Origin of the sequence: Pedobacter caeni (genome assembly GCF_900129215.1) — a bacterium.
Lineage (GTDB): Bacteria > Bacteroidota > Bacteroidia > Sphingobacteriales > Sphingobacteriaceae > Pedobacter > Pedobacter caeni.
On record NZ_FQUQ01000008.1, the window covers coordinates 141159 to 158024 of the forward strand.

Below are 16866 nucleotides of genomic sequence, written 5' to 3' on the forward strand. Positions count from 1 at the left end.
TTTCTTGTATTTATAAGCTATATTCTTCTTGTAATTCGGCCACAAATGTCTGCTCCAAATGGGCTCTGTAACGTTTTAAATCGGTTTTGATATCCGCATTCTTTTCTACATCATGGAAATGGATCCCGGCCAGAGCTTTCATTCCTGTAAACGCATTCATCCGGTGAAAGCCAAACAAAGGTCCTTCATCAACACTCTTTTCATTAAAAAACTCACCCGGTAAGGTAAATGCTTCTTTAGGTGCATTCCATGAAGTGGTTAACATGTATTTTTTCCCATGGAGCATTCCTCCGGTACCATAATTAATTGCCGGGTTATCCGAGGAGCGTCCATCGCTTTTATAGATGCCTTTATTGTGCCCTGCAGTAAAAACCACATCAATATATTTTTTCAAACCATGTGGTACCTGAAACCACCAGATTGGTGTATGATAAATGACCACATCTGCCCATTTGTATTTTTCTACTTCTTCCTGAGGATTATAATCGTCATTTACACTCGTGGTTTTAACTTCAAATCCTGGTTGATTTTCAAAGAAAGAAATGGTTTCCGCTGTAACTGTTGCATTGAAACGACCACCCGAATGACCAAAAACCTGTCCGCCGTTTATGATAAATATTTTCATTTTCTTTATGCCCTCTTTTTATTTTTCTATTGTGACCACAAAATTAGGACAAGAAGATGTATAATTAAAATAACTTAAATCATACCTTTGTATCATAATTATAATACACAAGATCATGGTTAATCTGGAATGGTTCAGAACATTTAAAGCGATTTATGAAACCGGAACGCTAACCGGAGCGGCAGAAGTATTGTACATTTCTCAACCAGGAGTCAGTCTGCACCTGAATTCCCTGGAGGCCTATGTAGGCTATAAGCTGTTCGACAGGACTTCGCGGAAGATGGTATCCACAGAGCGGGGTAAGGTTCTTTACAACTATGTACTGGATGCGGTAACCAAGCTGGAAGCTGCGGAGCATCACTTTCATAAGAGTACAGAAAAAGACACTCCTACGATCAGTATAGGGATGTGTTTTGAAACCTTTCAGTTTACTTTAGAATCCTATCTTCCGGGTTTGCCATTTAACGTCATCATTAAGTTTGGAGAGTATCCGGAGATGTTAAGCGATTTGGACAATGGCATTCTTGATTTGATCATTACTCCTCAAAAAGGCGAGTCCGGTAACATCAATTATCTTCCTTTTTCAAAAGAAAAGATTGTATTGGTGGGAGGATCGGAAACCCCTACTGCTGATTTTGAGGGACTGATCAAAAAAGGAAACATGGAAGAAGTCCACGCCTGGCTTAAAAAGCAGACCTGGTACGGCACCACTGCAGACATGGAGCATTTAAGAAGGTTCTGGCACCTCAATTTCAATAAACGTCCGGACTTTAAGCCAAACTATATTGTACCCAACCTGAGCTCAATTGTACGTTGCATCAGCGGTCAGAATGGGGTGGCCATCATCCCCGACTTTTTATGCAAAAAAGAAATTGAGAGCGGCAATATTAAAGTGATCTGGGAAGGCAATGATGTGATTGAAAATACCCTTTATTTTTCCACCCGTAAAAAGACCATCTATGCAAATGAGATCAAAATGATTGAAGAAATCTTCATCAAAGAAATGGTTTAACAACGGTACCTAATGGGCTGCTGATTTGGAAAACACATTGATGACAATTACACCAAGGATGATCAATCCAATTCCTAAAATTGCCGGCAAATCCAGTTTTTGCTGATATAAAAAGTATCCTGCAGCAGAAACCAGTACAATTCCTACACCTGACCACAATGCATACGCAATACCTACCTGCATTGTTTTCAAAGTCAGGCTGAGAAAATAAAAGGCGATTACATATCCTGCAATTACGATAAGAGAAGGAATGAGTTTAGAAAATTGTTCTGATGCTTTTAAAGCACTTGTAGCGATTACTTCTGCAAGAATCGCTACAAATAAATAGATAAATTTCATGTTTAGAATTTATAAGTCAGTCCGGCACCAAAGATCTGCTTCACTTGTAAGGCAGCACCTTTATCACCATTCTCTCTTTCGATTTTAGTCTTATCATCATAAATCAATTGTACTCCGGCGTTCACCGTTACAAACTTGTTTACTTTCATAAATATATTACCGGTATAATCAGTAACTACATTTTGCGGTTTATCGAGGTAGTTGGCATATAACTTTAAGATGTTCTCGAAGCTGATGTTCTCCATTAGATTTACTTTATAGTAGGCATCTAAAGAGGCTCCAAACTGGTAATCAATTGTTTTTCCCTGTTTAACCCCGAAAGCACCTTCAGGCCGAGAGTTGAGCATTTTATCGGTAACAATTACAATCCTTGATGCTGCAGGAGAGATATTGATTCTGAAATTATCAGAACGCTTATAAGCAAAACCAGGCCCGAAAGTAAGATACGCGGGAGCGAAAGCTGATGAGATCAAAGTTCTTGTACCGTCTGCTTTGTAAGAATAACCTTTTGCAAACTGGGTCTGGAAATTTGCATAAAAGGTATACATCCAGTATTTCGCGGCCTTATACCCTACCAAACTGTTTAAAATGATCTTATCGTCATTCTTACGAACACCTACATCTTCCTGTTTACTCAACCCGAAACCAACGATTGCTTTATTGTCCCAACTCCATTTGTCCTTTTTATAGTTGAAGTCGTAATTAAAAAGCAGGTTTCCTGCAAAGGCATTTACACCACCTGCGGCCCAGTTCGAAAACGAGCTCTGGTTGATTAAAAAGGTGTTCTCGCCATGGATAGTCCATCTTTTTGTGGTATCCGTTGCGGCGGGTTCCTGGGCATAGCCCATCAGGCTAAAACAAGAAATGATCAATAGTAAGGCTGTTTTTTTCATAGATAATGATTAATAGATAAAAGATAGAATAGATATGTAATACCGTGAAATTACAAATTTAATCGCTCAACGAGAAACTATGGTGCCGGAATGACCAGCTCTACCAATGTTCCCTGTTCTCCAAAATCACTTCTGTCTGTGATCTTCAAACTTGCCTGAAGCTTCGTTTTCTTTCCAAAGATAGCCAGCCGCTCCCTTGTAATTGAGGTAGAAAGGGAGTTCCCTTCTGCCGATGTCCGGACTGCATTTACCCCGCAGCCATTGTCTTCGATTTTACAATAGATCAGGTGCTCTTCCTGCTTTAAGATGGTAATGTTCAGTTTTCCTTTGTAAGGAAGGTTTCGCAAGCCATGCTGAATGGCATTCTCAACGAAAGGCTGCAGGAGCATTGGAGGAATCATGATCTCATCCTCTTCATAATCTTCATAACAGTTTACTTCGTAATCAAAAGTTCCTTCAAAGCGGGTGGACTGTAAACCCAGGTATAGGATTAAAGCCTCCAGCTCTTCAGAAAGCGGCACCAATCCTGTTCTGGAGTTTTTCAGATTTAACCTTAACAGCCCGGCAAATTTACTCAGATACCCCACTGCCCGATCCTTTTCTCCGTTTCTGATCAGGGCCTGCAGAACCGATAAGGTATTAAAGATGAAATGAGGTTCCATCTGACTTCTCAACAGCTGCTGTTCCAGTTCCGTTTCTTTCAGCTGCTGTTTTAACTTTCTGCGACGGGAAAGCAGGAAAATAACAATGATCGGTAGGATCATCAGGCCGGTCAATGCGATCGCGAGAATCTTATTCTGTCTGGCAATCTTATTATTTGCAGCATTGCTGACCGTCAGTAATTCAATTTTCTGATCTTTTACTTTTACCTCATATTTGGTTTCCAATTCTCTGGCCTGGCTGATTAACGATTCTCCAACTTCTTGCTGATAATAAGTATAAGAAGAATCCAACGCGCTAAAAGCTTCTTTATAATGCTTAAGCGCCTGTAGGTTATTTGCCCTTAATGACCAGTTTTTTTTCAGATTGCTCAGCTCACTTTCCTCATAGGAGAGTACCAGCGCAGTATCAAGGTATCGGTTTGAAACTTCATATTTCCCCAGTTTATGGTAAGTCGAGGCCATATTAAAACAGGTTTCCGCATCTAGCATATCCATCTTCCGATAAATAGACAATGCGAACTGCTGTTCTTCAAAACCAGCTTTCAGGTCACCTTTTTTTAGGAGAAAAAGTCCATAATTTTCATGATTCGTAGCCTGAAAAGCAGGGTGTTTGAAAATAGTATCTGACAATAAGTATTTTTTATAAAAGATTTCTGCGGAATCCAGTTTACCTTTATTGGTATAATAATTGGCGATATTAGTTGCGCAGCTCAGCTTACGTCCGGGATCCGGGCTCAATCGAAAACCCTCTTTTGCATATTTATAAGACAACTCCGGATCGTTCATATTCATATAAAGCTTTACTAAGCGTACACAAATAAAGGAAATCGTATTGCTGTCTGTTTTGTCGGTCATCAAATAGGCTTCCCTGGCATATTTCAGGGCCTTAGGCAGGTCTTTCTCTCCTTCGTAAAGATCTGCAAACTGAATGGTTGCCCCAATGATGTGTTTCTTTATGGTGTCTTTTTCCAAGGCCAATTCATGAGCCTTTATCAGATAAAACCTGGCACTATCATATTCTTTCTCCCCTAGATGATAGGTCGATTTAAGTCTCCAGAACGAGCATAACATGCCGTAAGTACTATTTTCATCAAGGAGTCTGCCCAGACTATCCAGTTTCTTTCCTGCCTTTTGAAATTCCAACTCCCCAAATAACGGATTGACTTCTTTTTTCAAACAAGCCATCATGCGCTCTTCCTTCAATATGTTCCCTTGTAAAGCGCTGGAATTTGTTTTTTTTTCTTTACAGCTACCGTAAAAACAGATCAAAAAAAACAATAAAAGATAGGGAGCGGTCCTCTTCAAAACTCTGATTTAATTAAAAGCTATACAGTTAAAAAAGAATCCAGAAAGTCCATCACATAATCCCTTCTGCGGGTAGAAATAGGAATTTCTTTGCCATTTCTCAAAACCAGATAACCTTCTTTATGGTAACGGTCAATAAATCGTTTGTTCACCAGATAGGAACGATGGGTACGGATAAAGAGTTTTTCAGGTAATAATTCTTCGTATTCTTTAAGCGTTTTAGAGATCATGATTTCCCGTCCATCTGTCATAAAGAAAGTAGTATAACCACCATCACTCTTACAAAACGCGATATCTTCAAATGACACAATATCAAAATACTGCTGGAAACGAAGTACGATTCTATTGTCTTTCTCAGGCTCCCTGTAATGTTGTTTACTCACTGACAACTGGTTCTCATGAATTCCTGGAGTCTTTTCCTCCATAATCTTTCTTATTGCCAGTTCCAGTTCTTCTTCATTTAATGGTTTCAGCAAATAATCCAGAGCCCCATATTTAATCGCTTTAATGGCAAAATCATTATATGCAGTAATGAAAATCACATGAAAACCACCCGGCCTCACCTGATCAAGGATATCAAAACCAGTTCCGTCAGGCAAGTTAATGTCCAATAGAATGATATCTGGTGAAGTACCAGAAATCATTACCAGCGCAGCTTCTACACTTCCACAGGAACCAACCACCACGACATCAGTCCGGTTATCAAAAATCCTGACAATCGAATTGCGGATAAGTGGCTCATCCTCTACAACTAGTATTCTTTTCAATTTTAATTTACGCTTTTGCTTTTAACTAATGAATCCTGTAGGAACCAAATAAATTATTAAAAAGGATTAATGATTTTATCCCCTAACGAATCTAACAATAATTTTCACATTCTAAAGAAAGCACCTGCTCATCTGGCTGCGCAAAAATAAACACACACCAAAACCTTACGTATTTTAATCAGGCCCAGGCGTTTACTAATCTTCCGGATTTCCATGAATCCTTTTTTATATCCTTGATCAGGAATTTATCCAATTTGTATTCACATGAAAAGAATCCTCATCGCTGGTATGCTCTTGGTTTCATTAACAGGCTGCGGAGCATTTAAGAACCCCCGGGAGGGATCAATCGTCCCGATAAGTTCCAGCAATTATCATTTGATTAATGGTAAATACACGGCCCGGACTGACACTTCCACATCATCTAATGATTTCAATTTATGGTCCTGCCTCAGCAGACAGCCTATGGAAAAAACCTTACTACTGAAAGACCTCTCTATTGATCTGAAAATGATGAATAAGAAGCGGCTTAAAGCCACACTTTTCAGCGGGGGTATTGAAATAGAACAGCGGATCTTTAAGGGCAAGTTAAGGAAAGGATATTTCCGGTTAAGCGACAAAACGAATCTGACAGGTATCCCTCCCATCTATTGGGCCGTTTTTTCAGAGAAAACCAGAATAGGCAAATCTGCAAAAGGAACGCTTATTTTAGAAAATGTAAGTTCCCGGGGTGGAATGTTTCTATTTTTTGCCGCCTCCTCACCCGATCATTATCTTACCATAGATTTCAATCCCATTAAAGAGTGATCTCTATGTTTGCAAAACGTATCCGGTTATTTGCCATCATCAATATATTGCTTGCCGGATTAATTGCTTCCATTAATCTAAACGAATGGATTAAAGTCGGAGTACTTGACCAAACTTCTGACTATACTTTTGGTTCAAAAAACACTGTTCCATGGTATTATTCCAGTAGTGAATACTATTCTAACTACACCATGATCATAGGTTTCTGTTTCCTTCTGTTTTTTATTATTGCATTATGGGTTTATGATAAAAAGTCAGTCAGGATCAACATTGTATTATTGCTGCTGAACTTATTAACAGCTGTCATTGAAATTTTTATTGGGATAATGCCTCCCTGAAAGCTGAGATCAATGTTTCATTATCCATTCTGAGTAAGGTAGGATTCAAAGCCATCCCGATCAGCCCATCATCATTAAGCTTTCCTAGAATAATACCCTTCTGATCACGAAGCCATTTCTTCACTTTAGAAACATCAACAGATTTATCAAAACGGAGATGACAGATGTTTGTTCCGTTCACAATCGGACTGATTTTAATGCCTTTAATTTTATTTAGCGCAACAATAAGGGCTTCGGATTTCTCTATCACCTTTTTCATGACCATATCTATGTCCTGCAAATGATGTAGTGCCATTGCTGCATTGCTCCAGTTGTTAAAAATACTTCCTCCATGGACTTTCACAAGATGATGCATCTGATCAATCACCTTTTTCTCGCCACATAATACGGCCCCTCCCTGTGCACCAAGATATTTGTAGAGACAAAGATACACCGTATCAAAAAGCTGGGCATATTCCATAATGCTGCGATTTGTGAATGCTGCTGACATATGCAATCTTGCTCCATCAAGGTGTGTCCGTATCCCCTGACTCCGGCAATAGGCTGTGATTTTCTTCATTTCTTCGAAAGGAAAAAATGCGTTTGTAGCCCTCCGAACTGGTGTTTCAATAGACAACACACCTATATCAGCTTCAAAAGCCTCTTCTGACTTATGGTAACCAATCACCTCTTTCAGTTCTTCAAGGGTAAAATCAGCCATCCCCTTCCCTAGCGGAATCAACCGCTTATTAAAAACCGTCTGAGCAGCATCAGCTTCATCACGGTAAACATGACTTGTTTCCTGAACCAGAGCCTTTGGTTTTGTTCCAGCCAATACATGAATCGCAAGCTGATTAGCCATTGTACCTGAAGGCATATAAATTGCGGCTTCTTTTCCGGTGATCTCACAGCACTTTGCCAACAAATCTTTCATGACTCCACCCTGAGCATAAAAATCTTTTTGGATTGGACGCAACTGCTGTATATCCTGGAGTTTCTGTATAAAATCTATGGGTTGATAAAAAATACCATCATAAACAAAATAGACACGCTCCGTATCCTTTTCAGGATTTAATGATGGTTTCTCTGCACTGGCTACAGCAGGAAGAATGGGCAGACTAAGTGGAATTGAGGAAAGTGCAGCTATTTTAATAAAATTTCTTCTTTTTATCGAATCCATATTTTCCATTATCATAAGATAGATCACCAAATGGTGATAAATATTTATTAATATAGGAATTTAAGAGGGGATTTAAGAGTACTAAAAACAAAAAAGCCTGTCAGTACTGATAGGCTTTGTATGGACAGACCCGGAAAGATGTGTATTATAAAGAGAGAGATTGAAAGTTAATTATTCTGGAAAAATCAATCAATAAGCTCTTTATAAGGCGTGAATTCTGGATTTTTCGAAAAGTCTGATCCAGGCTTTCTTGGAAAGCATTATCGTTTCCTGTTTGAAATTCTTATTGTTTTTGTAAGGATAAACATCAAACATGATGTTATTGATGCCCAATAATTTCATCGGATGAGGCACAATTCTGGTCCCGTTTACAGTAAATTCATTGTCTTTAAACTCATCAAACAAGCCTAAAATATAATTGTAGAAATCAGCTTCTTCTTTTGCTGATGAAAAGTGGATATTTTCATAAATCTGAGAGTTTCCGCCCCCCTTAGTTCCATACCTGAGGAATTCAGTATCTCCCAGCGAATACAATTCATAATCCGGTGTCAATATGGTGAGCTTAACTCCGATTCTTTTGGGCTTCGCTTTTGCTTCGTCCGCTTTAACTTCGGCTTTGGTTCTACCTACATTGAATTGAGAGAAAGCATTGAATGAGAGAAATGCCAGGATGAGGATTGTTAATGTCTTTTTCATTAAAATAAAATTTAGTTATCAACTCTAGCGAATGTATCAGTTGCTATTTGAGAGCTATAAATGTTTATAATTTTTAAACAAAAATAAGATTATAAACTAAAAATACAACGGAGTTTACACAAAATTATCGCTGCCCGATAACCGTCTTTAGTTAATTGGTGACCAGAACAACCAGGAAAACGGGGAAAAATCTTGTAACGTATTTGTAACGGTTTTTAGAGAAGTTCAGCAGAAAAGGTGGCCCAACTCAACGCTAGGTGTAAAATCGAAAAACATATTAGCGCTCCACAACATTTGACATTGGTCCCTTCATTGGAGGGGCGGTTGGCGATCATGCAATAAAAAAACCCCGTTTCTCAATAAAGAAACGGGGTTTTTAAATATCTGCCGACTTGCAGATTGATGCTCCCGAGACTGGGCTCGAACCAGTGACCCTCTGATTAACAGTCAGATGCTCTAACCAGCTGAGCTACTCGGGAGTACTGGTTATCCAAAAAAACGGCTTTTTGAAGTCTTAAACAACATTAAGTTTCGTTCGTTTTGGGAATGCAATATTAGGGGTTTTAATTTATTTATGCAATATTTGTAGCAAAATAATTGAAAATAATTTTAAAAATATATCTATGAGCCTGATAATCATAGGGACTGTGGCATTTGATGCCATTGAAACTCCCTTCGGAAAAACGGATAAAATAGTTGGAGGAGCTGCCACTTATGCCAGTTTAGCTGCTTCTTACTTCTATAACAAAGTAAAAATCGTTGCTGTTGTTGGTGATGATTTTCAAAAATCAGACATTGATGCTTTTAATGAACATGGAATTGACACCGAAGGACTACAGGTAAAAGAAGGCGAAAAATCTTTCTTCTGGTCAGGGAAGTACCACAATGATATGAACAGCAGAGATACTTTGGTTACTGAACTGAATGTTTTAGCTGATTTTGATCCTGTTATTCCAGAAAGCTATCAGGACTGTGAATACCTGATGCTGGGAAATCTGACTCCTATTGTACAGCGTACAGTTATTGAGCGCTTAAAAAAGAGACCAAAGCTAATCGTTCTGGATACCATGAACTTCTGGATGGACATCATGATGGATGACCTTAAGGAAACGCTTAAACTGGTAGATGTATTGACCATTAATGACGAAGAAGCCCGTCAGCTTTCAGGTGAATACTCCCTGGTTAAAGCCGCTAAAAAGATTTTAACGATGGGACCTAAGTACCTGATCATTAAAAAAGGTGAACATGGCGCATTGTTGTTCCATGAAGACAAAATCTTCTCTGCTCCGGCTTTACCATTAGCAGAAGTATTTGATCCAACAGGAGCCGGTGACACCTTTGCAGGTGGTTTTATTGGCTATCTGGCAAAAGTTGGTACGATCAACTTCAATAACATGAAAAATGCCATCATCTATGGTTCTGCCCTTGCTTCTTTCTGTGTAGAGAAGTTTGGAACGGAAAAGATCCTCAACCTTACAGACGAAGAAGTAGCTGCACGTATTCAGGAATTTGTAAAACTGAGTGCTTTTACCATCGATGCATAGATAAGTCCCATAAAAAGACCAAATAGCTACACAGAGACTGTCCTAAATAGGCTTCTCTGTATAGCTATTTAGTTTCCCTATTGCTGTAAATTTCTCAAAAACAGCTTCTGTATGCGGCGCATCCGGTAGTTCATCCGTAAGGTCCTGTCCGGCCCAGTGTTCATAATGTTTGCCATTACGCCACAAACGACTTTCCGTAACATCGTAAATCAATCCTCTGTAAGCCACCCAGATCTGCGGTTTATCCTGACCGTTCCGGAGTGCCAGCTGCTGTTTGGTATAGATGGGCAGATCCATTACGCTTTAGCCTTACTTTTAAATAGCTCGAACAGGTAAATGCTCATCAAAAGCATTCCCATAAAATAAAAATGGCTTTCAAAAGGAATTGCCCCAAGTTTCAAATTGATCACATCAGTATAAGAAATAATGGGTAAGGTAGAAATGACACCATAAGCCACATAAAAAAGAACCAGTGATACCAGGAAGCTCCTGTAAAACCGATACATAAAGCGGAGTTTATTGAGGTATTCTATATAAAAAATCAGCAGGAACAATATCCCGAATGAAGCTGCACTATACCATTTTGTGTAGGTAAAAATGAGCATAGCAACGCCTATGCCCATCAGCAGGTTGCTAAAAGAAAGGCTGAATTTATCTAAAGCATTGTTGGGAAAGAATGTATTTAAAGTCGCATACACCCCTATTCCGGCCAGAGAAACCGTCATAGAAAAAAGAAATTCTTCTACCGGGACTTTCCATAGAAAAACACCTGTCAGGTAAGCCGGATGAAAATTCCAGGCTCCCATTAACACCAGTATAGCAGCTATTATGGAAAACACAAGGCCCGTAATCAGTACTGCAGGAATGGCTGGCTTTATCATCCTGATAAACCCTATCTTTTTAACAAAGAGCAACATTACCGGAACAACCAGCATGGCAAGTGCCAGCAACAGATAAGTAAAATTCATTTATTTAATTAGTTAAGCCCAAAAATATGATTTTGATGGCGTTTACCAATTTTCTTTTTATCGCATAAAAAAAGCGCTTTAACATCGGGGTTAAAGCGCTTCTAAATACTTTAGAAAGGGTTATGCGACCTCCGCACCCAAAATTTCTTTAGAATAGGTTTTCAGATATTTCTTAAGAATCTGACGGGCAACGTGGATTCTGGTCTTTACTGTACCTATTGGTATCTCTAACATTTCGGCAATTTCATGATATTTATATCCCTCAAAGTATTTGATAAAAGGAACATAATATTCCGGCTGAAGCGTCGAAAGGGCTTTATTGATATCACCTATGATAAACTTACTGTCGCTCGTGTTTTTTGCAGCACTATAGTGCAGATTGGCAGAAGAAATATCGTCTGATTTAGTAATTAATGCATTGGTCTTTACCAAACGTCTGTAATTGTTAATGAAGGTGTTCTTCATGATGGTAAATAACCATCCTTTAAGATTGGTACCTTCTTTAAACTTACTGTAATAAGTTACCGCTTTAAGCATGGTATCTTGTACAAGGTCGTTTGCGTCTTCAATGTCTTTCGTAAAATTTAAAGCGAATGACTGCAAAGAAACCGAATGGTCGTTTAACTGGAGGTTGAATTCATTTTTTGTCATAATGTTTTAAGTTTTAAGGTTAAAAAGCAAACAAACAGTTTTTAGGAGTGGCGCTCAAAGTTTGTTTAATCTTATACACTAAATGCTATACAACATATGTACCAAAAAATCAATCCGAATGTTAACAAATTGTTTTTTCGGGTTGGCAATGACAAAGGAGCCTATGTCACAGAATATTTACTTCTCTTTCCAGCCTGACACCAAATCTGGCCGCTACGGTATCTATAATATTTTCTGAAAAACTATACACTTCTTGTCCAGTTGCTTGTCCATGATTGACCAGTACCAGGGCCTGATTTTTCCAGGTACCCGTTTGTCCAACCACCTTCCCCTTAAATCCGCATTGCTCTATTAACCAACCCGCTGCAAGTTTAACTTTACCTTTTCCAGCAGGATAATGCACCAGTTCAGGGAACTTTTCATGCACCTCCTTAAAGGCTTTTTCTTCAATTACAGGGTTCTTAAAAAAGCTCCCCGCATTGCCAATTGTAGAAGGATCAGGAAGCTTGCTTACCCGGATATGAGCAACAACTGCAGAGACATCAGCGATCGTTGGCAGATCAATACCCCGTTTAGTCAGCTCTTCCTGGATTGCGCCATATTGCGTGTTGATCCGAGCTACCCTGCTCAGCCTGAAACTCACCTCTGCAATGATATATTGCCCTTTTAATTCATTTTTAAAAATGCTGTCACGATATCCAAACCGGGCTTCCTCATGATTAAACTCCCTGCGCTTACCAGTAGCAATCTCATAAGCCGAACAAGATGCAAACACATCCTTAAGTTCTACACCATAGGCCCCAATATTTTGTATTGGTGAAGCTCCTACTGTACCAGGAATCAGACTCAGGTTCTCTACACCTGCAAAACCATTTTGTACACAATAGTTTACAAAGTCGTTCCAGACCACTCCGGCACCTGCAGTAACGATCACGTCATCCCCCTGAACATTAGCTGAAATCCCCGGGATGCTTATTTTGATCACCAGCCCATTAAAATCTTTCGTAAATAACAGGTTACTTCCACCTCCCAAAATCAATAGCGGCTGCTCCTTAATGAGTTTGGATTCCAACAGCTCTTCCAATGCAGAGGGGGTAAATATTTCAGCAAAATAATGGGCGCTGACAGGTATACTAAAGGTATTATAAGGTTTTAACGAGATATTTTCCTGGAAGATGGTCATAGATAAAATGAACTGATTTGCTATAGGGTACAAATGTAATTGTTAAGGAGGGGAATAAACATGTTTAAATAAATATTTAAAAATTTTGTCTATTTTTCGTCTCGATTATTGAAACTAAAAACCATTGGCGACAGAAGGGGGAGCATTAGAATTTGTATGGAAAATCAGGATAAAAAGAGAATTTTAATTATTGAGGCTGCTTTAAAGCGATTTGCTCACTATGGTTTGTCAAAGACAACTATGACAGAAATCGCAAAAGATATTTCTTTTTCAAAGGCGTTACTTTATTACTATTTCCCTGATAAACTGAGCCTTTACGTCAGCGCGATAGAACATCTGATGCAAATCATCAGCAGAGATCTGGTTAAATCTGTTGACAAGACAAAAACAGCTACTGAAGGTGTACTTAAACTGCTACAAAAAAGACAGGCTTTTATCCAAAAATACTACAACATCCTGGAATCGAGTCAGATCATTGGAAATGAACTTCCCGAAAACCTTGCAGAAAAATTCCATAAAGCCCGGACTTTCGAGTTTATCATTATTGGTTCCCTGTTTAGCCGAGGAGTAACGAATAAAGAATTCGCGATCTCAGACACCAAATTAGCCACCGAAATATTCATTGATGCCTTATCTGGCATTCATTTCAATATCCTGTCCAAGGATAAGAGCATGTTCCCGGGAAAGGAACAATTCAAACAGATTTTTCTCAAAGAAAAAATGTTTGCCGACATCTTTCTTAACGGGCTAAAAATAAAACAATAAAATTCGTCATTTTTATGTAACTTTTGTGTGATTTTCATACTAAAATTTCCATTGCTAAAATATGGCAGTATTTTTGACCGTTCAAAGAAAAAAGTCAGAAAGTAGAAAAGTAGAATGGTAGAGACAGATAAAAAAAGGGAGTTGATTATAGAGGGTGCGATAAAGCGTTTTATCCATTATGGAATTAACAAGACCACAATGAATGAGATTGCTGATGACCTATCGGTATCCAAACCTTCCTTGTATTATTATTTTCCGGATAAAAGTAGCCTGGTAATGGGAGTGATCGCCAGGATTTTCTCGGATTATTTTGAAATTCTGGAAAGAGATCAATTTGCGAAAGACACCCTGGAAGAGCGTTTAGCAGCCTTCGTTGAGGTCAAACATCGCTTTTTTCAGAAATATTATATGCTACACCTCTCAGGTGGCAGCCCGGACGCCTCTCTTAGTTCCGATGAGCTCAGGGAGTCCTTCATGAAAATGAAAACAAAAAATGAAAACCTTCATGCCACAATTCTGCAAAGAGCAATTGACAGTAAGGAAATTGCACCTTGCGACGTGAATAAAATGGCAGAATTGTATTTAGACAGCCTGTCGGGAATCACTTCTCTATGTCTGCTCCATGGCAACAAAGAATTGTTCCCAAGTAAAAAAGACATGAAAGCCATCTTGGAGAAGCAACTTAGCTTATCTAAAATATTTATCAAAGGATTAAAATAAAAACAGACCACAAATTATCATAAACATGAATACTTTAATTAAACAGATAAGATTGATTCCACTACTGCTGCTGGGGTTATTATTATCGAATGCAGCAATAGCCCAGCAAACACTGAGCCTTAAGGATGCATTAAATTACGCCGTTCAGAACAGCTCAAATACGAGAAAAGCGAAGCTCGATATTGAAGGAGGCAGATACAAAACCGAAGAAATAAGAGCTCAGGCTTTACCAAACATCAGTGGTAATGCAGGAATGACTTACAATGCGGTAATTGGCCAGTTGGTGGCTGGTGATTTCAAAATTCCAATGGGAAAAACATGGAATGCCAACGCAGGAATTCAACTCAACCAACAGCTGTTTAACCAACAGGTCTTCACTGGATTAAAAGCAGCAAGGACAAGTGAAAGTTATTACAACATGACTGCAGAATTAACTGACGAACAGATTATTGAGCAGGTTGCTAATAACTATTATCAGGTTTTAGTCAACAGACAACAACTAAACGTCATTGATACCAATATCAAAAACGTGAAAGTGGTAGAGAAGATCATAGGCAATCAATACAAGAATGGCCTGGCAAGAAAAATTGATGTAGACCGGATTAAAGTGAACCTGACCAATCTGCAAACCAGGCGTGAACAAACTTCAAATGCAATTGTTCAACTGGAAAACCAGCTGAAATTTTCGATGGGTATGCCAATAGAGACGGTTATCCTGCTGCCGGCAACAGAACTAAACAGTAAGCCAGTCTTACCTCAGTTTGCCGATAGTGTAAACGTAAACGGAAGGACAGAAATGAAGCTGCTAAACATACAAAAGGACTTACTTACTTTACAAAGGAAAGCCTATGTAGCAGAATATTACCCTTCATTGGCATTATCCGCCAATTACAGTTATACCGGACAAAGCGATAAGTTTGACCTCTTTAGAGGTAACAGTCCTGCCATTTGGTACGATGCCTCAGCAATAGGTCTTACCCTGAAAATCCCGATCTTTAATGGTTTCGCCACACGTTCAAGAGTGCGTCAGGCAGATGTGGATCTTAAAAAAGCAGAAGAAGACAGGAGACAAACCCGCAACTCCCTGAACCTTTCTTATGAGAATGCTAAAATTGAATTAAGAAATAACATCAACACCATCAATTCCCAACGCCAGAATGTGTTGTTGGCTCAGGAAATTTACAATAGTACTCAAAACAACTACAACAACGGTCTGGCTGCGCTAACTGATCTTTTAGATACAGAAAATGCACTTACAGAAGCACAGAACAGCTATACCCAGGCATTATTAAACTATAAAATTGCCGAAATTCAATTAATCAAATCAAACGGAAATATAAAATCACTACTACAATGAAAAGAGGAATTATTACAGCCTTAGTAATTATACTTGCCATCGCAGGCATCGTCCTGGTATTAACCAATAATAAAAAGAAAAATGCGGCAAAAACGGCAATTGTAGCTCAAGGTAGCGGTGCGATCAGTGTTCGTACAGCAGTGATTGAAAGACAGGCGATCAATCTTGATTTTAGTGCAAACGGAACATTTGCTCCTAATCAGGAACTGAATTTTCTTTCAGAAAACGCAGGACGTGTAACCAAAATCTATGTAGAAGAAGGTGACAGAGTAACCAAAGGACAACCTATAGCCCGTATTGATGCTGAGATTTTAAATACAGATAAAGAAACTGCAGAAGCAAACCTTCAAAATGCCATCAGAGATGAAGCCAGATATAGCAGTTCATTCAAAACAGGTGGCGTAACGCAACAGCAATTAGATCAGGCAAAACTGGCTGTTCAGAATGCAAGACTAAGGCTACAAAGCAGCCAGAGAAGAGTAAGCGATGCCAACATCAAATCTCCGATCAACGGTATTGTCAACAAAAAATACATTGAAGTAGGTGCTTTTGTAAATGCACAGGGTACCCAGATGTTTGAATTGGTGGATGTTTCCAAGCTTAAATTAAAAGTAAGTGTAAACGAATCACAGGTAGCTAACCTTAAAGTTGGCGACCAGGTGCAAATCAAATCTAATGTATTCCCTACAGATGATTACCTGGGTAAAATCACTTTCATCGCCGCTAAAGCTGATGCTTCTTTAAACTTCCCTATTGAGATTATGGTAGAGAACAACAAGAAAAATACCATCAAAGCAGGAATGTACGGTACTGCCATCTTCAAGTTCCCTAGTCAGGCTCCTTCATTAACGATCCCACGTGGTTCGTTTGTAGGTAGTGTAAGCAGTAACCAGATCTTTGTTTTAGGAGAAGGTAATAAAGCCGTATTGCGTAAAGTAGTTGCCGGAAGAATTCTTGGAGAGAATGTGGAAATCCTTGATGGTCTGAAAGAAGGCGAGACAGTAATCACCAGTGGTCAGATCAACCTTATTGATGGTACCCCTGTTGCTCCTGTAAAATAGAATAGGCCCTTACAATG

At 38.9% G+C, this 16866-nt stretch carries 19 protein-coding genes and 1 tRNA gene; 8 read left to right on the top strand and 12 right to left on the bottom strand.

The genetic code is table 11. The features are described 5' to 3' along the window. Positions 1-10: 10 nt before the first annotated feature. Entirely contained in the window at positions 11-625 is a 615-nt protein-coding gene (locus tag BUC20_RS31195; protein ID WP_073238022.1) for an NAD(P)H-dependent oxidoreductase, read from the bottom strand. A gap of 115 nt (positions 626-740) precedes the next feature. Between BUC20_RS31195 and BUC20_RS31200 the strand changes: the two genes are divergently transcribed. After that, positions 741-1637, top strand: coding sequence for a LysR family transcriptional regulator (locus tag BUC20_RS31200; RefSeq protein ID WP_073238024.1), 897 nt, complete (start codon positions 741-743; stop codon positions 1635-1637). 9 nt (positions 1638-1646) lie between these two features. Here the strand turns inward: BUC20_RS31200 and BUC20_RS31205 are convergent, their stop codons facing one another. The 4 genes from BUC20_RS31205 to BUC20_RS31220 all read right to left on the bottom strand — a co-directional run bounded on the left by BUC20_RS31205 (position 1647) and on the right by BUC20_RS31220 (position 5603). After that, a complete protein-coding gene (locus BUC20_RS31205) occupies positions 1647-1976 on the bottom strand; it encodes a DMT family transporter (RefSeq protein WP_073238026.1) in 330 nt (109 codons plus the stop codon). A 2-nt stretch (positions 1977-1978) separates the two neighbouring features. After that, positions 1979-2869, bottom strand: coding sequence for a DUF3078 domain-containing protein (locus BUC20_RS31210; protein WP_073238028.1), 891 nt, complete (start codon positions 2867-2869; stop codon positions 1979-1981). 77 nt (positions 2870-2946) lie between these two features. Then, positions 2947-4734 (bottom strand): tetratricopeptide repeat-containing sensor histidine kinase, encoded by a 1788-nt coding sequence (locus tag BUC20_RS31215; RefSeq protein ID WP_143166982.1) that lies wholly within the window; start codon positions 4732-4734, stop codon positions 2947-2949. A 122-nt stretch (positions 4735-4856) separates the two neighbouring features. Further along, a complete protein-coding gene (locus BUC20_RS31220) occupies positions 4857-5603 on the bottom strand; it encodes a LytR/AlgR family response regulator transcription factor (protein ID WP_073238034.1) in 747 nt (248 codons plus the stop codon). A gap of 264 nt (positions 5604-5867) precedes the next feature. On the opposite strand from BUC20_RS31220, the gene BUC20_RS31225 reads away from it, so the two are divergent. Both BUC20_RS31225 and BUC20_RS31230 read left to right on the top strand, forming a co-directional pair. Further along, positions 5868-6407, top strand: a complete 540-nt coding sequence (locus BUC20_RS31225) for a hypothetical protein (RefSeq protein WP_073238036.1) — start codon at positions 5868-5870, stop codon at positions 6405-6407. Positions 6408-6412: 5 nt separating this feature from the next. After that, positions 6413-6745, top strand: coding sequence for a hypothetical protein (locus BUC20_RS31230; protein WP_073238038.1), 333 nt, complete (start codon positions 6413-6415; stop codon positions 6743-6745). Here the strand turns inward: BUC20_RS31230 and BUC20_RS31235 are convergent. The 3 genes from BUC20_RS31235 to BUC20_RS31245 all read right to left on the bottom strand — a co-directional run bounded on the left by BUC20_RS31235 (position 6723) and on the right by BUC20_RS31245 (position 9079). Further along, positions 6723-7904, bottom strand: coding sequence for a threonine aldolase family protein (locus tag BUC20_RS31235; RefSeq protein ID WP_073238422.1), 1182 nt, complete (start codon positions 7902-7904; stop codon positions 6723-6725). The two genes, BUC20_RS31230 and BUC20_RS31235, sit on opposite strands and share 23 nt — an antisense overlap. A gap of 201 nt (positions 7905-8105) precedes the next feature. Continuing rightward, complete coding sequence (locus BUC20_RS31240) at positions 8106-8600, bottom strand: hypothetical protein (protein ID WP_073238040.1); 495 nt, start codon at positions 8598-8600, stop codon at positions 8106-8108. Positions 8601-9005: 405 nt separating this feature from the next. Next, positions 9006-9079, bottom strand: a tRNA-Asn gene (locus tag BUC20_RS31245). Positions 9080-9223: 144 nt separating this feature from the next. Between BUC20_RS31245 and BUC20_RS31250 the strand changes: the two genes are divergently transcribed. After that, entirely contained in the window at positions 9224-10144 is a 921-nt protein-coding gene (locus BUC20_RS31250) for a PfkB family carbohydrate kinase (protein WP_073238042.1), read from the top strand. A 42-nt stretch (positions 10145-10186) separates the two neighbouring features. Here BUC20_RS31250 and BUC20_RS31255 read toward each other — a convergent pair whose 3' ends face one another. From BUC20_RS31255 to murB, 4 genes are all read right to left on the bottom strand, one after another. After that, the gene (locus BUC20_RS31255) at positions 10187-10441 is read right to left on the bottom strand and encodes a cytochrome b5 domain-containing protein (RefSeq protein WP_073238044.1); all 255 of its coding nucleotides are present in this window, start codon (positions 10439-10441) and stop codon (positions 10187-10189) included. After that, on the bottom strand, positions 10441-11112 hold the full coding sequence (locus BUC20_RS31260) for a lycopene cyclase domain-containing protein (RefSeq protein ID WP_073238046.1): 672 nt from the start codon (positions 11110-11112) through the stop codon (positions 10441-10443). The genes BUC20_RS31255 and BUC20_RS31260 overlap by 1 nt, the downstream gene beginning before the upstream one ends. Before the next feature lie 120 nt (positions 11113-11232). After that, positions 11233-11763, bottom strand: coding sequence for an RNA polymerase sigma factor (locus BUC20_RS31265; protein WP_073238048.1), 531 nt, complete (start codon positions 11761-11763; stop codon positions 11233-11235). A gap of 166 nt (positions 11764-11929) precedes the next feature. Continuing rightward, complete coding sequence (gene murB, locus BUC20_RS31270) at positions 11930-12946, bottom strand: UDP-N-acetylmuramate dehydrogenase (RefSeq protein ID WP_073238050.1); 1017 nt, start codon at positions 12944-12946, stop codon at positions 11930-11932. A gap of 156 nt (positions 12947-13102) precedes the next feature. On the opposite strand from murB, the gene BUC20_RS31275 reads away from it, so the two are divergent. The 4 genes from BUC20_RS31275 to BUC20_RS31290 all read left to right on the top strand — a co-directional run bounded on the left by BUC20_RS31275 (position 13103) and on the right by BUC20_RS31290 (position 16849). Beyond that, entirely contained in the window at positions 13103-13711 is a 609-nt protein-coding gene (locus BUC20_RS31275; protein ID WP_073238052.1) for a TetR/AcrR family transcriptional regulator, read from the top strand. A gap of 114 nt (positions 13712-13825) precedes the next feature. Next, positions 13826-14431, top strand: a complete 606-nt coding sequence (locus BUC20_RS31280) for a TetR/AcrR family transcriptional regulator (protein WP_073238055.1) — start codon at positions 13826-13828, stop codon at positions 14429-14431. A 25-nt stretch (positions 14432-14456) separates the two neighbouring features. Next, positions 14457-15788: a TolC family protein gene (locus tag BUC20_RS31285; RefSeq protein ID WP_073238058.1), complete on the top strand. Its 1332-nt coding sequence runs from the start codon at positions 14457-14459 to the stop codon at positions 15786-15788. Continuing rightward, positions 15785-16849 carry an efflux RND transporter periplasmic adaptor subunit gene (locus BUC20_RS31290; protein WP_073238062.1) on the top strand — a complete coding sequence of 355 codons (1065 nt, stop codon included), beginning with the start codon at positions 15785-15787 and terminating at the stop codon, positions 16847-16849. The genes BUC20_RS31285 and BUC20_RS31290 overlap by 4 nt, the downstream gene beginning before the upstream one ends. The last annotated feature ends 17 nt before the right edge of the window (positions 16850-16866 follow it).